13 protein-coding genes are annotated in these 16147 nt (G+C 36.2%); 5 read left to right on the forward strand and 8 right to left on the reverse strand.

Annotated elements, in window-relative coordinates; all coding sequences use genetic code 11:
• The first annotated feature begins 25 nt into the window (after positions 1-25).
• The 4 genes from ald to ACFVT8_RS03930 all read left to right on the forward strand — a co-directional run bounded on the left by ald (position 26) and on the right by ACFVT8_RS03930 (position 5240).
• A complete protein-coding gene (gene ald, locus ACFVT8_RS03915) occupies positions 26-1168 on the forward strand; it encodes an alanine dehydrogenase (protein WP_387081866.1) in 1143 nt (380 codons plus the stop codon).
• 555 nt (positions 1169-1723) lie between these two features.
• Complete coding sequence (gene pdxR / locus ACFVT8_RS03920) at positions 1724-3154, forward strand: MocR-like pyridoxine biosynthesis transcription factor PdxR (protein WP_387081865.1); 1431 nt, start codon at positions 1724-1726, stop codon at positions 3152-3154.
• Between the two features lie 207 nt (positions 3155-3361).
• A complete protein-coding gene (locus ACFVT8_RS03925) occupies positions 3362-3808 on the forward strand; it encodes a YfmQ family protein (RefSeq protein WP_387081864.1) in 447 nt (148 codons plus the stop codon).
• Between the two features lie 304 nt (positions 3809-4112).
• Positions 4113-5240 carry a DUF4261 domain-containing protein gene (locus ACFVT8_RS03930; protein WP_387081863.1) on the forward strand — a complete coding sequence of 376 codons (1128 nt, stop codon included), beginning with the start codon at positions 4113-4115 and terminating at the stop codon, positions 5238-5240.
• 262 nt (positions 5241-5502) lie between these two features.
• Here the strand turns inward: ACFVT8_RS03930 and ACFVT8_RS03935 are convergent, their stop codons facing one another.
• The 3 genes from ACFVT8_RS03935 to ACFVT8_RS03945 are packed head-to-tail and all read right to left on the reverse strand — an operon-like array spanning position 5503 to position 8022.
• A complete protein-coding gene (locus ACFVT8_RS03935) occupies positions 5503-6357 on the reverse strand; it encodes an SDR family oxidoreductase (RefSeq protein ID WP_387081862.1) in 855 nt (284 codons plus the stop codon).
• Positions 6354-7382 (reverse strand): polysaccharide biosynthesis protein, encoded by a 1029-nt coding sequence (locus ACFVT8_RS03940; protein WP_387081861.1) that lies wholly within the window; start codon positions 7380-7382, stop codon positions 6354-6356. The genes ACFVT8_RS03935 and ACFVT8_RS03940 overlap by 4 nt, the downstream gene beginning before the upstream one ends.
• Before the next feature lie 40 nt (positions 7383-7422).
• Entirely contained in the window at positions 7423-8022 is a 600-nt protein-coding gene (locus tag ACFVT8_RS03945; RefSeq protein ID WP_387081860.1) for a glycosyltransferase family 2 protein, read from the reverse strand.
• Positions 8023-8309: 287 nt separating this feature from the next.
• Here ACFVT8_RS03945 and ACFVT8_RS03950 point away from each other — a divergent pair, with 287 nt between their 5' ends.
• Complete coding sequence (locus tag ACFVT8_RS03950) at positions 8310-9410, forward strand: glycosyltransferase family 4 protein (protein WP_387081859.1); 1101 nt, start codon at positions 8310-8312, stop codon at positions 9408-9410.
• Between the two features lie 336 nt (positions 9411-9746).
• Here ACFVT8_RS03950 and ACFVT8_RS03955 read toward each other — a convergent pair whose 3' ends face one another.
• The 5 genes from ACFVT8_RS03955 to ACFVT8_RS03975 all read right to left on the reverse strand — a co-directional run bounded on the left by ACFVT8_RS03955 (position 9747) and on the right by ACFVT8_RS03975 (position 16080).
• Positions 9747-13244, reverse strand: coding sequence for a S8 family peptidase (locus ACFVT8_RS03955; RefSeq protein ID WP_387081858.1), 3498 nt, complete (start codon positions 13242-13244; stop codon positions 9747-9749).
• 205 nt (positions 13245-13449) lie between these two features.
• Positions 13450-14286 (reverse strand): energy-coupling factor ABC transporter ATP-binding protein, encoded by an 837-nt coding sequence (locus ACFVT8_RS03960; protein WP_387081857.1) that lies wholly within the window; start codon positions 14284-14286, stop codon positions 13450-13452.
• Positions 14286-15056, reverse strand: coding sequence for a cobalt ECF transporter T component CbiQ (gene cbiQ / locus ACFVT8_RS03965; protein WP_387081856.1), 771 nt, complete (start codon positions 15054-15056; stop codon positions 14286-14288). The genes ACFVT8_RS03960 and cbiQ overlap by 1 nt, the downstream gene beginning before the upstream one ends.
• A 3-nt stretch (positions 15057-15059) precedes the next feature.
• Positions 15060-15332 (reverse strand): energy-coupling factor ABC transporter substrate-binding protein, encoded by a 273-nt coding sequence (locus ACFVT8_RS03970; RefSeq protein WP_387081855.1) that lies wholly within the window; start codon positions 15330-15332, stop codon positions 15060-15062.
• 1 nt (position 15333) lies between these two features.
• Positions 15334-16080, reverse strand: a complete 747-nt coding sequence (locus tag ACFVT8_RS03975; RefSeq protein WP_387081854.1) for an energy-coupling factor ABC transporter permease — start codon at positions 16078-16080, stop codon at positions 15334-15336.
• Positions 16081-16147: the final 67 nt, after the last annotated feature.

Below are 16147 nucleotides of genomic sequence, written 5' to 3' on the forward strand. Positions count from 1 at the left end.
AAAAAAGTAGGTAGGAGGAAATATAATGATAATTGGTGTCCCTAAAGAAACAAAAAATAATGAAAATCGAGTAGGAATTACTCCAGCAGGTGTTGTGGCTTACAAAAAAGGTGGTCATGAAGTAATAATTGAATCGAGTGCAGGGCTAGGTAGTGGATTTACAGACCAAGATTATTTAGATGTAGGCGCTCAAATTACTAAATCGACTAAGGAAGCTTGGGATGTTGATATGGTGATTAAAGTGAAGGAGCCGATTCAGGAGGAGTACAAATATTTTAAGGAGAATCTAATTCTCTACACATACCTACATTTAGCTCCAGAGCCAGAATTAACGAAAGCTTTGCTTGAAAGTAAAGTTACTGGAATTGCTTATGAAACAATTCAATTAGATTCAGGTGCCTTACCGTTGTTAACGCCAATGAGTGAAGTTGCAGGCAGAATGTCTGTACAAATTGGTGCACAGTTTTTAGAAAATTCCAAAGGAGGAAAAGGAGTTCTCTTAGGTGGTATTCCTGGTGTTGCACCTGGAAATGTAGTGATTGTAGGTGCTGGAGTTGTCGGGACGAATGCTGCGAAAATGGCAGTAGGATTAGGTGCAAACGTAACAATTTTAGACGTTAATATTACACGCTTAAGTCAAATAGATGATATGTTCCAAGGGCGTGTTCGTACTCTTGCATCAAATACCTACAATATCGCTGAAGCAGTGAAAACAGCAGATTTGTTAATTGGTGCTGTGCTAATTCCAGGTTCACGTGCACCACAATTAGTTTCAAAAGAAATGATTCAAACGATGCAAAAGGGATCTGTTGTAGTGGATGTAGCGGTAGATCAAGGGGGTTCTATTGAAACAATTGATCGAATTACTACTCATAGTAATCCTACTTATGAAGCATACGGTGTTGTGCATTACGCAGTTGCGAATATGCCAGGTGCTTGCGCGCGTACCTCAACTATGGGCCTGTCAAATGTAACTGTTCCATACGGTTTGCAAATAGCTAATAAAGGCTATCGCCAAGCTGCTTTAGATAATCCTGTTTTAGCGAAGGGGATAAACGTAGTAAATGGAAAAATAGTATATAAAGCGGTAGCTGATGCACATGGATTACCATATACGGATCTACAAGTAGAATTAGTAGATTCAACTTCGGCGTTAGCAGTTAAATAGAATAAGAGAAATAATGTTATTTGAAATGAAAAGAAGGTGAAAATTGGTAGGGAACGTAATTTACCAAGCTTTCACCTTCTTTTCTATTTACATTAAGAAATTTGAAATATAGCTTTACTATTCCGTTTTAATATTGATACAACCTTATCAAACTTCGCACGGAAACCCTCTCCCATGGCTTCTTTTCCATGTATTGATCTGGCTATACCAATCCACCATGTACATCACACCAAGCACAATTATGAAAACCCTTAATCCTTACAGTGAGCACCTTGTCTTTTTGTATCTATTCTTACATTAGAAATTCCTTGATGATGATACTTCGATAGAATAGTGGAGGAAGGTTCTTTTAATAGGAATTTATTCACGCTATTGTAACACTGGTTATAAAATAGAAAATGAGGATTGATTTTTTAAGTGGATGGCTAAAATAACAATAAAGTGGATGGTTAATTACAATTGAAATAATATTAATATATAATCTTTTCCCAAGAATAACTCTTAAAAAAGACAAAACTTTAAGCAAGTCTGAAGGAAATAATGAGGTGAGTATAGTTGGATTGGAAACCAGATAGAAAAGCGAAAAAAGCTATCTATAAACAACTCGCAGAATATATTGAAAAGGGAATTGCAGATGGTACATTTCCACCTGATAAACCATTGCCATCAGAGAGATATTTAGCGAGTGCTCTAAATTTAAACAGAAGTACAGTTGTTCATGCATATGACGAATTAGAATCGATTGGGCTCATTGAAAGAAATAGAGGAAGTGGTACTACCATTAGTAAAGATATATGGGGTTTAACAAAAAAACGGATTCCTAGCTGGAATAGGTATATTGAGGCTGGATCTTTTTTACCTAGTCAACCTGTAACGCAAAAAATAAGGAAAGAAGCGGTTGAACATAAATTAATAAATTTAGCTTCTGGTGAATTGTCAGAAGAACTTTTCCCAAAAAGCTATTTAAGCGAGATAACTTCAACGCGTTCTTTTATTGGAAGCCTAGGATACGATCATCCACAGGGGAATGAAATCCTTAGAAATACCATTACAAAACACGTAAAAAAATGTAGAGGAATCGAAACTAATCCTTCTTCAATACTTATAACATCAGGAGCACAACAAGCATTGCATTTAGTTGTACAATGTTTGTTAAAGCCTGGAGATGCAATAGCAATAGAAGATCCTTCTTACAATTTTAATCTTCCAATCTTCAAATCGGTAGGTATACAAGTACATTATCTATCAGTCGATAAGAATGGGATTAACCCAGAAGATTTGCAGTCATTATATAAAAAACACCGAATTAAAATGATTTTTTTAAATCCATATTTTCAAAATCCAACGGGCTCCTTATTGAATAAAAAGAAAAAAGCAGCGATTTTAGACATATCCTCAAAGCTTGGAATTCCAGTAGTAGAAGATGATCCTTATAGTTTAACAGCTTTTTCAGGAGATAAAATCTCTACGCTGAAATCAATGGATAGGAATGGAAACGTATTATACATTAGTTCTTTGTCAAAAATTGTTGCCTCTGGATTAAGAATAGGGTGGATTATTGGCCCAACATCGGTGATTGAAAGATTATCCGATGCGAAGCAACAAATCGATTTCGGTCATTCTAGCTATACACAATGGATAGCGAATGAATTTTTAGAATCAGAAAATTTTCATATTCATATAAAAAGTTTAATTAAGGAATTAGAAAAAAGAAGAGATAAAATTATAAAAGGCCTTGATATTTATTTAAAAGATCTGGTGGAATATTCTATTCCTCAAGGTGGTATTCATATATGGTGTAAAATACTTAAAAATTATAATGAAATCCAATTGCTTGAAGAATCTATTAAAAGAGGCGTCATTTATGTTCCTGGTTCTACACTGGGATCTAAAGATGGTTTTGTTCGTTTTACTTTCGCCAAGGAAGATGAAGATTCAATAGAAGAAGGAATCAAAAGGTTTGCAGAAGCTCTTAATAGTTTATAGACAATTGGGTTTAAAAATGTTTATATATTTATCCCTAAGATAAATGGATGGTCAAAAAAGCATCGAATTGGATGGTTATAAAAAATATAAATCCCTTATCATTGAGAGGTGGATGATAAATCATCGATATAGCCTAATTACTAAATATTTTTTTATTATAGAGTAATTGCATTAAAATGATTAAATTATTGAAAGAGTTGATATGATATGACAACTGGTTTGATTATCACGCTAGTGATTGGATCTATTATTAAATTGTTGATGAGCCCTCCCAGTATAGCTGTGGCATGGGGAGTAAGTAAATTTGAACTTCATAAAAAACTTGATGCAAAAGATGTTACGGTAACATTTAATGGTAAGGATTTAGAAGAGGAAGAAAAAATTAGATTTACTGACTATTTTAATAAAGCTTCCTTTTTGAAAAAGCACTATATATTTCCAGGTAATGAAAAATTATTTTTACAGCCAGAAACTAATGTTACTCCATTTGTCATGAACGTAAAAAAAGGCAAAAAAGATGTTAATTTCTTTGTTTTTAGTTACGACAATCACGTTGATGTAGTCAAGAAGTACAAGGAGAAGGTTGTTTCATATAGTATTAGTTCTGAATATCTACAAAATTTCACCATTTTAACTACAAATGCAAACCATTGAAAAAAGGTTTTCGAAAAATTAGGGATTCAGTCACTGACGTAGAATCCCTTTTTTATTACCCTGAAAATTACGTGAATATAGTACAGGGATTATCCTCCAATAAAATTGAATGGAGGATTTTTTTATGACCAAAAAGTCGAGATTATATTGCTACTCATCCAAGCACTCAATACGTATAAACGCCTTCCTATAATAGAAATAGTAGTAATCTACCATAAGAGGAATAATTCTTGCTTCACTATTTCTTTCTGAAAAAGTTGGTAAAATAATGGTAGTACAATACAATTGCGAAGGAGAGAAATTAATGACAGCTCAACAACTAGCAGCGATGCAATCCATGATTGATTGGCTTGCAGATGAAAGAGAACTTGGGCAACAACCTAAGAAAATAGAAATTGCAGGAGAATTTGATTTACATGAAATGCATTACTACATATTCAAGTATAAAAAATCGGTGCTTGGAAAATGGTTTCTTGGTGTATGCGGAGGCTATGAGGACCCGTCTGACACTGAGCATTGTGGACATATATTCAGCGAGATGCAACCTTATGATCCTGCAACTGCAGAGCAAGAAGCTGTAAAGATGGTAGAATTAATCCGAGAATACTGGATGCAGCAGGCTGCGGCATATGAAGCTGCTCAATCTATGGAGGACGAGACGGAAACGCAAGATAATGGTTCTGGTATTTTTAATGGGTTCATTCTGCTTAACTCTGCAGAATGTGATATTGATCAAATAAAGGCCAACCTTTTGAATGATTGGAACATCAGCTGCTCGTCAGAAGAGGATGCGGAAAATGCCGAAGAAACAGAGGAAGGAACCTTAGTCTTTGAAGTGGACGACTACATGTTAGCGGTTAGTTTTGTCGAAGCTCCCATACCAGATGGTGAGGCTGAGTATTATGCACAGGGGAATTACATGTGGAAGGAAGCCGTGGAGGTTACTCAAACGCATGTCGCTCAAATCATCCTAGCTGCATTTACCCGCTCCGGCTCCCCGCTGGACAGTGGCAGGCTATACACTAAACTGGCTGCCAGTTGTTTAAAGCTTCCAAACGCAATAGGGATCTATACATCTGGCACTGTATTCCAGCCTGAACTTTTTCTAGATATGGCTGAAGTCATGAAGAATGACGACATGTTTCCTTTACTGAATCTTGTTTATTTCGGCCTGGTCGGAACGGAAAAAGGGGTAGATGGATATACTTATGGGTTAAAAGCCTTTGGTAAAGATGAAATTGAAATCCTGGACAGCCAAGCATCTCCTGCCGAGCTGCGTGATTTTTTGATTACTATTTCTGGATATATTGTAGAAGAGGATGTCACTTTAAGGGATGGAGAAACGATCGGCTTCTCAGCAGAGCAAAAGCTGCCGATTTCCCGTTCCGAGGGAGTTTATGTCGATGGGGATACTCTCAAAATTAAATACTAATACCATGACCAAAAGACACCGTAACAGGTGTCTTTTTTATGCTGCATAATCAAATTAACTAATCGAGTTTCCAACCGTAAGTGAGGGAAGGAATATCATTCTTTTCAATTTATATGACGACAGCTTTATAGTATTTTGAAAATCTACTGCCAATTTAAGAACCATCTACATTTGTATAGCCTAAAATACCTTTAGAAGATCATTTATTCCTCTTGGATTGTAGTCTTCTTGTTTTGGATGTTGTGCCTATTGAACTCCAAACTCATTGAAAATAATGTGGATACAATTCTTTGTGCTGCCATATCCAGTTTTTCATCTCAAGGATCATTTCTTCATAGCTAGGTACAGTAAATGAAAAATCTTTTCGTGTGTTGACTAGTGTTTTATCAATGTTTACAAGCTGATATGGATGGATGGTTATTTTATTTTCCTTGAAGTGCTTATTGAATAATTGCAGTAGATCAAATTTTGAAATACTGCTATTGTTGACGAGGTGGTAGAGACCTGTTGTACCTTCAATTGATGCACGTTCAATTGCTTTTGCTAACGTTAGGGTAGTAACACCGGTCCAAATTGCGCCAGTATAACCGTTAATAGTATCGTGTTGCTTCATAAACCAATGAAAGAGACCAATCCCGTCCTCTTTCATATCAGGACCGATAATAGAGTTACGAAACGTTAGGTGATGAGTGTTTTCAATTTCTCCTAAGCCCTTCGTACGATCATAAAAGCTTTCTCCGTCGAGAAGGCTTTTTTCATGATAGGGAGCTGCTTTTCCTGAGAATACACAATCCGTACTCAAATGAATAAGCTTAGTTTTCCTGTTTTTTAATAAAGATACGATGGCATGAGGCAAATAACTATTGAGATATATGCTTTTCTCACGGTCGGTTTCACAGGCATCATTTAAAACTCCGATACAATTGACTACAACATCGTAGTTGTGGTCTAGTAATAGTGACCTAAAAAAATTTGTATCTGTAATATCTCCCGTAATATTATTTCCGTATGAAAAAGCTGTTCGTGAATAGGTAGTTACATCATGCCCTTGAGAGCACAAATAGAGTGAAATCGTGTGGCCAGCCATTCCGGAAGCTCCAAGAACTAAAAATTTCAAGGTTTTCCTCCCATCCAATTATGTAATTCTTCTTGAACAAGAGGGAGCTTTAATAATTTTTCTTTTATTTCAGCGACGGACAGTATTTTCGTATTAGTAGAGTTATATTCATCGGTTAACGTAATTTTAGGAGAACCCTCATCAAGATATTTTCCATAATTTAAATCCCGATTATCTGCAGGGATTCTATAAAAATTCCCCATATCAATAGCCTTTGCAGCTTCTTCCTTTGTTAATAACACTTCATAAATCTTTTCACCATGCCGTGTTCCGATTATTTGTATCTTATTTTGAGCCTGAAAAATTTCTAGTAAAGCTTGTGCTAAATCCTCAATGTAAGCCGCTGGTGATTTTTGCACCATGATGTCTCCGTTATCAGCGTGTGAAAAGGCGTATAAAACTAATTCTACTGCCTCATCAAGACTCATCATAAAGCGTGTCATTTTTGGATCTGTAATAGTTAAAGGCTTGCCAGCTTTAATTTGTTCAATAAATAAAGGGATAACAGAGCCTCGTGAAGCCATGACATTGCCGTATCGTGTACCGCAAATTAATGTTTGATCTGGATGAACCATTCTTGACTTAGCAATAAACGTTTTTTCCATCATGGCCTTTGAAATTCCCATTGCATTTACTGGATAAGCAGCTTTATCAGTAGATAGGCAAATAATTTTTTTAACACCTGTTTGAATAGCAGCAGTTAAAACATTATCGGTGCCTAGGATGTTCGTCTTAACGGCTTCTAGCGGGAAAAATTCACAAGAGGGGACTTGCTTAAGAGCGGCAGCATGAAAAACAAAGTCGACATCATACATTACATTATGAATACTTTGGATATCACGTACATCGCCAATAAAAAATTTAATTTTGGGATGTTGATAAAGTTTACGCATATCATCTTGTTTTTTTTCATCTCTTGAAAAGATGCGTATTTCCTTAATGTCGGTATTCAAAAATCTCCTTAATACCGCATTACCAAAAGAGCCAGTGCCCCCAGTTATGAGAAGAACTTTATCTTTAAACATTGTATTGTCTCACACCCTCCTACATGTATGGAGTAATGATTCATTTTAATCCTCTTCGATGCAAATCGTATTCAGAATTCTCTCTTGGGAAGTTATACCAATATGCCAATTCATTTGTATATTTGCTCGTCGGGTTTTTATCCATTAATGCACAGTTAAAATCCCAATCCCCAGCAATATCTTTTCTTATGGTAAAGGTTGCATCACCTATAAAACTTCTTCGAATAATTTTAAATTGTCCAGGTAATGTGTATCGATTAGATTCATCTTTTACAAATGCATAGCCAGCCTTAGTTAGCATGTTGTAGTAGTAAATATCAAAATGACCATCTACTTGGGCTAAGACGTTTCGAATAGCGGGTAAATAGTGATCATCACTATCAATGATAGCTATATAATCACCTGTAGCTTCCGCGATACATCGGTTATAGGCTACACTAGCACCCAAATTAGTTGGATGGTTAATTATTTTTAAGGCAGGACAGTTTTTTTGATAGTCCTTTAATATGGCTACAGTATTGTCGGTTGAGCCGTCATCGCAGACGATAATTTCATAGGCATATTCTTTCGGGATACTTTCTAACATTGTCAATATCCACTCTTCACTATTGTAGGCAGGTGATAGAAAGCTAATTTTCATGTGAAACCTCGATTCTTTTGTATTTATTAGAAATAGGCGTAAATAGGAGTTTATAAAGTCTACTGCTGTTAGCTGTGATTGACATAAAGGATTCTTTATTACAATATGCGTTGCAAGAGTTGGTGTGTGGGCAATTGTTTACATTTGTTAGTTATTTAAAAGAGAGTGTACTTGAAAAATATAGTGATTTTACTAGTGTATTCACGGTGTTTTTTCTATTCTTTTCACGTTATTAAACGAGAAATCATAATTTAAGGAAAGTACAGCATTTTAAAAAGGGGGATGTTATGTCAAAAAAGATAGCCTTCATATGTAGCGTGGAATCGTATAAGCTCTCCGACGCACATATTTTCAAAGATTTGTGCCTTGTTCCGATTTTGTTAGGTGAATATTTAGGCTATGATGTAAGTATTTTAACGACGGAAATGAATGAGGCATTATTGAAAGAAAACTTTCCTACCGTTACTTTTCAACATATCCCGTTTGAGGGTGACTATGTTGCTAATATGAATACCTATTTAATAGAGCATGCAAAGGACATCGATATTGCCTTTGCAATTGGGCCGTATCCATCGTATTTGTCGATATTAAAAACTTATAAAAAATTTAATCCGAACGGAAAAATATATATGAAACTAGATGTTAATCGGTTTTGGTTAAACCGATTAAAAACCTATCCTTATTTTATGGAGTTACTCCAGCTTTGTGATGTACTGTCCTCTGAATGTGAATCTATTCAAAACTCTATTTATGAATTTTCGAATTTAGATATTAAACGTATTCCTAACGGTTTTTATGAGCTGTTTCAAACAGAGCCAGTTTCATTTAACGAGAAAGAAAATAGAATATTAACGGTTGGCCGTTTAGATGCTCCTGAAAAACAAATTCTTTTAGCAGTAAAAGCATTTTTAGCAGCACAACTTTCAGATTGGGAGTTTCGGTTAGTAGGCCCTATGTCAGAGGAGTTTAGACAGGAGCTGTCGACCGTACTTGATGGAAACCCATTCGCAGCACAGGTTACTATTTTGGGGCCGATTTATGACAAGGTGCAATTGGAGGAGGAGTATAGAAAGGCAAAAATTTTTTGCCTTACCTCTTTAGTAGAATGCTATGCTCATGTTTTTGCTGAGGCTGCAAAGAATGGTTGTTATATCGTTACGACTGATGTAGATGGGGCTGCGGATATTACCCATAATCAACGCTACGGAACAGTTCATCCGACACATGATTGGCTAAGTGTTGGACGGACATTGCAGCAGGTAACGAAACAGGAAGATTTATTGGCTGATACTTGCGAACACCTTCAAGCTTTCGCAAGAGCGGATTTAAATTGGAGAAATATTGTGCAAAAAGTGGCTGAATATTTAGGGGAAAAGCCAAGAAATTAGATTGAATAAGAGGAGTATTCTTTTCATTATAGTAGATTCATAATTTCGACCATTAGAAAAATGCACCCCAAATATATGCTAGTTATATAAGGTGATTGGAGTGAAGGGGTGACTCCTTGGAGATCAGAGAGCAGTAGGGGAACGAGGTTAAAAGCATCTGACTGAACGGGAAATAATCCCCTCGTTATAGTGAATAAAACATTAATGTATAAAAAAATCCCCTAGATTTTTCATCATCTAGGGGATAATCCTTCATTTTTTTAAAACTTAAATCGTGCCGCTATTACACTATCTTCAACTGAAAAGTCTATTCATCTACTAATTTCGTTTTTTCAGTTATTTTATTTCAAGTGTATATGGTTGAGTACTAGCTCTGCCGTAAGAATCACTTACTTCAATATAGAAAGTTCCTTTATCCAGTTCAATTGTACCTACTTCAGCATCTCCAGTTCCGTAAAGATCTAAAGTTTCTACTGTTTTTCCTTTTGCATCGATGATACGGATGACACCATCTAGTGCTTTTTCTGTTTCAAGAGAGAAGAACACATTGCGTTTGCTGTCGTTTTTGAATTCAAAATAGTCCTTATCACCAAATGGAACACCAGCATTTAGATATTGAGTAGCCACCCATTTATCGTCTTTTTTCGTAAGTGTTGTTGGTTTTGTCGGTATACCGTTAACTAACTTGGAATCTGCATCTTCATCTACTCTTTTATGATCAAACAAAGTTAAATTATATGGTTGGATGGATAATTCTCCAACATTATTTCCGTTAATAACTATAAAATACCCGTGATCTTTTTTAGCTTTAAAAGAAGTATTTACATCTGTTGTTCCCCCAAGGCCTAGTAGTATTTCAAGGAGGTTTTCACCTTGTCCAAATTGAATTTCTGTTGCCATTTCTTTTGGATCAATTTCCATATTACCATTTGTATCTTCAATAATGGAGCCTGTAAACTTTAAGTCTTTTTGAAGCTCTTTAGGTAATTGATCTAGCTCTTCATTTGTAAATGGTATAGAAGAAACGAGAAGACTCATAACTTCATCTTTGCCCTTTTGTTTATAATAGTAGAAATCAGTATCATCTTGATAAATGAGATGATTTTTATAAGGTGTATTTGGTCGAATCGTTTGAGCTGCTATTGGTGTATTATGATTTCTTTTATCGTCTTCTGGAATAGCTGCCATTTTACTTGTTTGAAGTGTATATGGTTCAGAAGAACGATCACCAAGATTTTCTACTTTTACAACATATGTTTTGTCCTTTTTTAATGCAACTGTTTTAGCATCGTTTGGATCACTTGTTGATCCAAAAAGTAGACTGAGTAATCCCATATCATTACTTAATGAAGTAACTGGGATTAATTCATTTGCTTCCTCATCATATTCAAATATAGTACCAGTTGGTGATTGGTTCATACCTTTTTGAATTTTGAAACCGTAAACGGCATCTTCTTTAGCTGTAAATGTGAAATAATCTTGATCGTCTTCTGTTTGGAAGTAAGCTTTTTGATCTTGACCAATATCAAAACGAATCGCTTGGTTCATAATTTGGTCAACGTCTTCTGGTTGTCCCATAGCATCTGGATCCATGAATATATTCATAAAATCATTTAGTTGATTACGTTTTTTTGTTTTATATTCAGTTAAAGGTAAAATATCCTTTTGTACGTTGTTCTCTAGCATTCCTTCATTTAATGGAAGGCCGTCTTCATCTTTAGGAAGTGTAACGACTTCACCTTTTAATGTGTAAGGAATGATTGATTCGCTAACAGTTTGCTCAGTATCAATACCACCGCTATAGAACATATCAAGTGAAAAATTGCGACCATTTTCATTAGATACGCTTATTACATATTCTTCCTCAGGCATAGCATCGATAACCAAGCTTACGCCATCGCCTTTATCCGCACCATACGATGCTCGGATTGGATATGCCTCATATAAACCTTCAGCATCGTCTTCCTCTGTCGGCACATTAACTAAGTCTTCTTTTAGATAAAGCTCCATGGAAGCAGTAACACCTGGAGTACCAGTTAGATCAAATTTCAGTGTCGTTGGTTCATTCACTGAAAATGTAAAATAATCTTTATCACCTAGGTGATCTTCAGAGAGTAGGGTATAATTTTTTCCCGCAGTACTGAATGGGAATTTTTGAATCTTCTCCATATGTTCCATATCTAATGGATCAATTGTTAATTTTGTAGTTGTTTGAGCTGTGAAGACGTAGTTAGACTCGCCCTTTGAGCTATAGCTGCCATTATGATCTTTAACTCCAATAAGAAGAGTTCCCTTTTGATCTGCTTTATATAGGTATCCTTCTTGCTTGCCTACCCGAACATCATTGACGTTAATTGGTTCTACCTCTTCGGTGCTTCCTTCAGGGTAGAAGTATAAATCAAATGCATAATCGTATTTGTTTGCACCTTTTAATGTCAATTGAGCATATTCATTTGCTTCTAAATCAACCTTGTACCATTTCTTTTCGTCCGGCTGCTTGAATTCACCTTTTTCAGTATTTAATGTATCCTTTTTCAGGATTTTAGCGTTTTTCAGACGCTCTTCTTTTGTTTCTGAATACTGTTTAGGTAGATTTTTAATATTAAACTGTAATGCTTTCACAGGATCTACTAGGCCATTTCCAAATGTAAGATCATAGCCCTTGTCACCTAAATCCTTTGCAGTCATTTCGAGAATAGCTTCTATTTCATGTGGCTTTAAATCAGGATATTTTGATTTAAGAAGGGAAGCCACACCTGCAACAACAGGAGATGCCATCGATGTTCCACTAAATTTTACAAAGGATGATCCTTTTTTCTCATCATGAACTGTACTGTAAATTTCTTCACCTGGAGCTACTAGGTCAACTGATGGGCCATAATTTGAATAGCTCGATAGTTTGTTTCGATCATTTGTAGAACCTACACTAATAACGCCTTCGTAAGAAGCAGGGAAGGAGTAATTATCTGTCGATTCATTGCCGGCAGCTGCTACAATGGTAACTCCTTTATCAATCGCTTTCTGAACTGCTTCCTTCATTAATGGAGATTCACCATAGCCGCCAAGGCTCATATTGATAACATCAGCGCCTTGCTCGATTGCGTAAAGGATTCCTTGTGCAATAACGAAATCATTAGCACCATCTTTTCCGTTGAATACATCGATCGGAAGAAGCTTGGCATTTGGATTTATCCCGTGTCCTCCAATACCATTATCTTTTGCAGCGCCAATAATTCCTGCTACATGTGTTCCGTGATCACCAGGATAAGATGTATTGGCAGGTGCTGCAGCATTATATGGTGGTAGCACTTGGGATTTTAAATCTGGATGTTTAAAATCCACACCAGAATCGATAACGGCTACTTTTACATCATTGTTTCCTGCTAATTCTAGTGCTTTATCAATTTGAAGTAGACTCAAATGGTACATATCTTGTTTCTTTGGATCTGCTTCTGTGCCAAAGGAATGATACACATAGCTTGGGGATACACTTTTAACCCCTTTTTGCTTCGCATAATATGAAACTGCTTTTTCTAAATCTGTCCCTTTGTTAAGTTGGATAACGTCGTATCCTAATGAAGGAATAGAGCGGATCACTTTTGCGCCAATTTTTTTGTGCACATTCTTATCAAGATTGGAATGCTTGACGATAATAGTATCCTTACTAATCCATTCTTTTTGATTCTTAGATGATTGATCCTTATTGCTAGCAACCTTCACTAACTCTTGGTTTTTTGCTGCTTTTTGTGGTGCTTCAGCAAAGGCAGAAGTAGCAGGAACCATTAATGCTGCAGATGCTACTAAAGCGACTGATTTTTTCTTCCAGTTTTTCAACTGTTTTCCCTCCTTGGGTGTTCCAAATATTTGTGACATCTATACTAATACGGATGAATGATAGAAAAGTTTCGTAAATAAATATATATTTTTCCAAAGATGCCATTCTATATTTTTCCATTATATTTTACGAATGATAAAAATATGTAGAAGGTAGATAATATACATGCAACCTCTGAAAAGTAACAACTATGGACAAATTGTCTTAAAACTGCTCAATAAGTCTGTGTAAATCTTCCTTCGAACGGGGCATTTTGATGTTTTCCTCAAATAGTTTTTTATTTTGTAAGGCAATGGCCATTTCGAAGACCCATGGGCGTTCAAGATGGGCTCTTTCAAGCAAATCCTCTTGGAAGAACATTTCAACTGGATCCCCGTTATAAATAATTGTCCCAGCTTCCATCACGATTATTTGATCAGCCCATTCATAGGCTAGCGGAATATCATGAGTAGCTAGTAAGATTGTTCGTTCACCGTTTTCTAACGTAGCTAAATACTGTAAAACTTGTGCACTATAATAATTATCTAGTCCAGCTGTCGGTTCATCTAATAATAAAACGGAAGGTTCCATTGCAAGTACTCCTGCCATTGCGACACGTTTTTTCTGTCCAACGCTTAAAAAATGGATCGGTTTATCTAGCAATGCTTCAACTTCGGTTTGAGCGACAGCCCACGCAATTTTCTCTTCGATTTTTTCAGTTGTCCAGCCAAGATTCAAAGGACCAAATGCAATATCTTGCTTAACTGTGCCAGAAAAAAGCTGGTTGTCTGCATCCTGAAAAACAATACCAACCTGTTGGCGTAATTCTTTTAATGCTTTTCTACTATAGTTCAGTTCATTGCCACAAAAGGTAATACTTCCAGCTGTAGGCTTCAAAATACCATTTAAATGCTGAAATAATGTTGATTTACCAGCTCCATTATGACCAAGTAAAGCAATTTTTTTCCCCTTTGGAATTTGAAGTGTAATATCTGTTAAGGCATGAGTTCCATCTGCATAAGCGTAGGATAAATGTGTTAAATCAAAGTATAAATCTGTCATCAGAAGTAACCTCCATAAATGATGAGGAGTATAAAAATAGCAGCGATACCAACCCAATTTTTCGTGTTATAGATAACATCATCCTGCCAATAGACTGTTTCGCCACCACGTGCTTCCATCGCATTGTTTAGCTCACGACTACGTTGGAACATCTCGACAAATAAAGCTGCAATCAGCATTGATACTGAGCGAAGCCATTGCATAGGGGAGCTGTATCCTAAACGAGCCTGCTGGGCAAGATGGATTTTTTGCATACTATCTAAAAAGATAAAAATAAAACGATATGTTAGCTCTACTAGCTCTACAAATAGAATTGGAAGTCGACATTGTCGTAGGACGTAACAAATAGACTGGACTGATGTTGTGAGAATTAAAAAATACAAACAGCTAATGCTTCCAAGGACGATGAAAAAAAGTTGTTGCGCTATCACGAGGCTAGCACTGCCAATAAAAATCGTCCAACTATTAAGTGAAAATGACCAAATGTGCGTTGGTAGTGTGCTAGTTGTTGGCGCTATAGAAATTAAAATTGACACTAAACTTGATAGTAAAAAAAATCCGGGTAGTAAGAGTAATTTAGCGTAATATTTAGCAGGGATCTTTGCGCCTATAATGATAAAAGCACTCATCACAATAAAAGTAATGAGTGAAATTCGTTCATCTTTCATGATAAGCGACAATATAAGTAGTCCAAGAGATAACGCCATTTTTTCTAGCGGATGAACAGACGCTAGTTTATTCAAATATGCATACTTATCAATGAGTAACATCGCTTAACCTTCTTTATGTTTGCCGCGCATTAAGCCGATGAAATAGCCGATAAATCCAGCGCCGATAGCAGCCTGTAGTGCGAATAATAAGCTTTCAATTTCACCACTTGGTGGCTCCCATAAGCTTTCGAACCATGGCTCGTAATTAGCATCTATTTCACTAATTGCTGCCTCTGCTTCGCCATCAGCTCCTCCGAATTCTGCACCTTTTTGAATAAATAGGGGAACGATTGCTAATAACACAACAATGGCTATGAGTAGTAAATTTTTTTTCATTTTAGTGTGCCTCCTTTGCTGAGAACACACGGAGAGCTTTTAATTCACTCACATTGTATTTCTTCAGGAAGTTCATAACAATTACTGTTAAAATTCCTTCACTAATAGCAAGAGGAATTTGTGTTAACGCAAAAATACCAGCAAATTTTGTGAATGAAGCCATAAAGCCTCCGACCTCAGAAGGGAAGGCAAGAGCTAATTGTACAGAAGTGACAACATATGTACCTAAATCACCAAGCATTGCTGCTAAAAAGACAGCGAGGGAAAATGATAGTCCCATTTTTTGTGAGCCCTTAAATACATAGTAAGCGATAATAGGGCCCATAATTGCCATAGAAAAGGTATTTGCACCTAATGTTGTAAGCCCACCATGTGCTAAAAGTAAAGCTTGGAATAATAACACGATTGTTCCGATAACACTCATTGCTAGTGGACCAAAAAGAACTGTTCCAAGCCCAACTCCAGTTGGATGCGAGCAACTCCCCGTTACAGAAGGAATTTTTAAGGCTGATAGCACAAAGGCAAAGGCACCTGATAGACCTAAAATCATTTTTGTTTCAGGATTTTCATCAATAGTTTTACGAATAGAACGTAATCCTAAAATAATAAATGGAATCGAAATGACCCACCAAAAAATCGCCCATTCGATTGGCAAAAAGCCCTCCATAATATGCATTGCAAATGCACGATTTGGCACGAATAAAAAGGCCAATAAAAAATAACTAAGCTTCCAACCTGAAAATTTCAAAAATCTCTCCTCCTAGCTTTAAAATTTTTCGAATTAGTATGCGAGCGATACAATTTCGCCATGGCGT

The sequence above is a fragment of the Lysinibacillus sp. NPDC058147 genome (assembly GCF_042884205.1).
Taxonomy (GTDB): domain Bacteria; phylum Bacillota; class Bacilli; order Bacillales_A; family Planococcaceae; genus Lysinibacillus.

Excerpts from the sequence above, each read along its gene's own strand:
- ald (WP_387081866.1), top strand. The coding sequence starts at position 26 with ATGATAATTGGTGTCCCTAAAGAAACAAAAAATAATGAAAATCGAGTA.
- ACFVT8_RS03925 (WP_387081864.1), top strand. The coding sequence starts at position 3,362 with ATGACAACTGGTTTGATTATCACGCTAGTGATTGGATCTATTATTAAA.
- ACFVT8_RS03930 (WP_387081863.1), top strand. The coding sequence starts at position 4,113 with ATGACAGCTCAACAACTAGCAGCGATGCAATCCATGATTGATTGGCTT.
- ACFVT8_RS03940 (WP_387081861.1), bottom strand. The coding sequence starts at position 7,382 with ATGTTTAAAGATAAAGTTCTTCTCATAACTGGGGGCACTGGCTCTTTT.
- ACFVT8_RS03945 (WP_387081860.1), bottom strand. The coding sequence starts at position 8,022 with ATGAAAATTAGCTTTCTATCACCTGCCTACAATAGTGAAGAGTGGATA.
- ACFVT8_RS03950 (WP_387081859.1), top strand. The coding sequence starts at position 8,310 with ATGTCAAAAAAGATAGCCTTCATATGTAGCGTGGAATCGTATAAGCTC.
- ACFVT8_RS03960 (WP_387081857.1), bottom strand. The coding sequence starts at position 14,286 with ATGACAGATTTATACTTTGATTTAACACATTTATCCTACGCTTATGCA.
- cbiQ (WP_387081856.1), bottom strand. The coding sequence starts at position 15,056 with ATGTTACTCATTGATAAGTATGCATATTTGAATAAACTAGCGTCTGTT.
- ACFVT8_RS03970 (WP_387081855.1), bottom strand. The coding sequence starts at position 15,332 with ATGAAAAAAAATTTACTACTCATAGCCATTGTTGTGTTATTAGCAATC.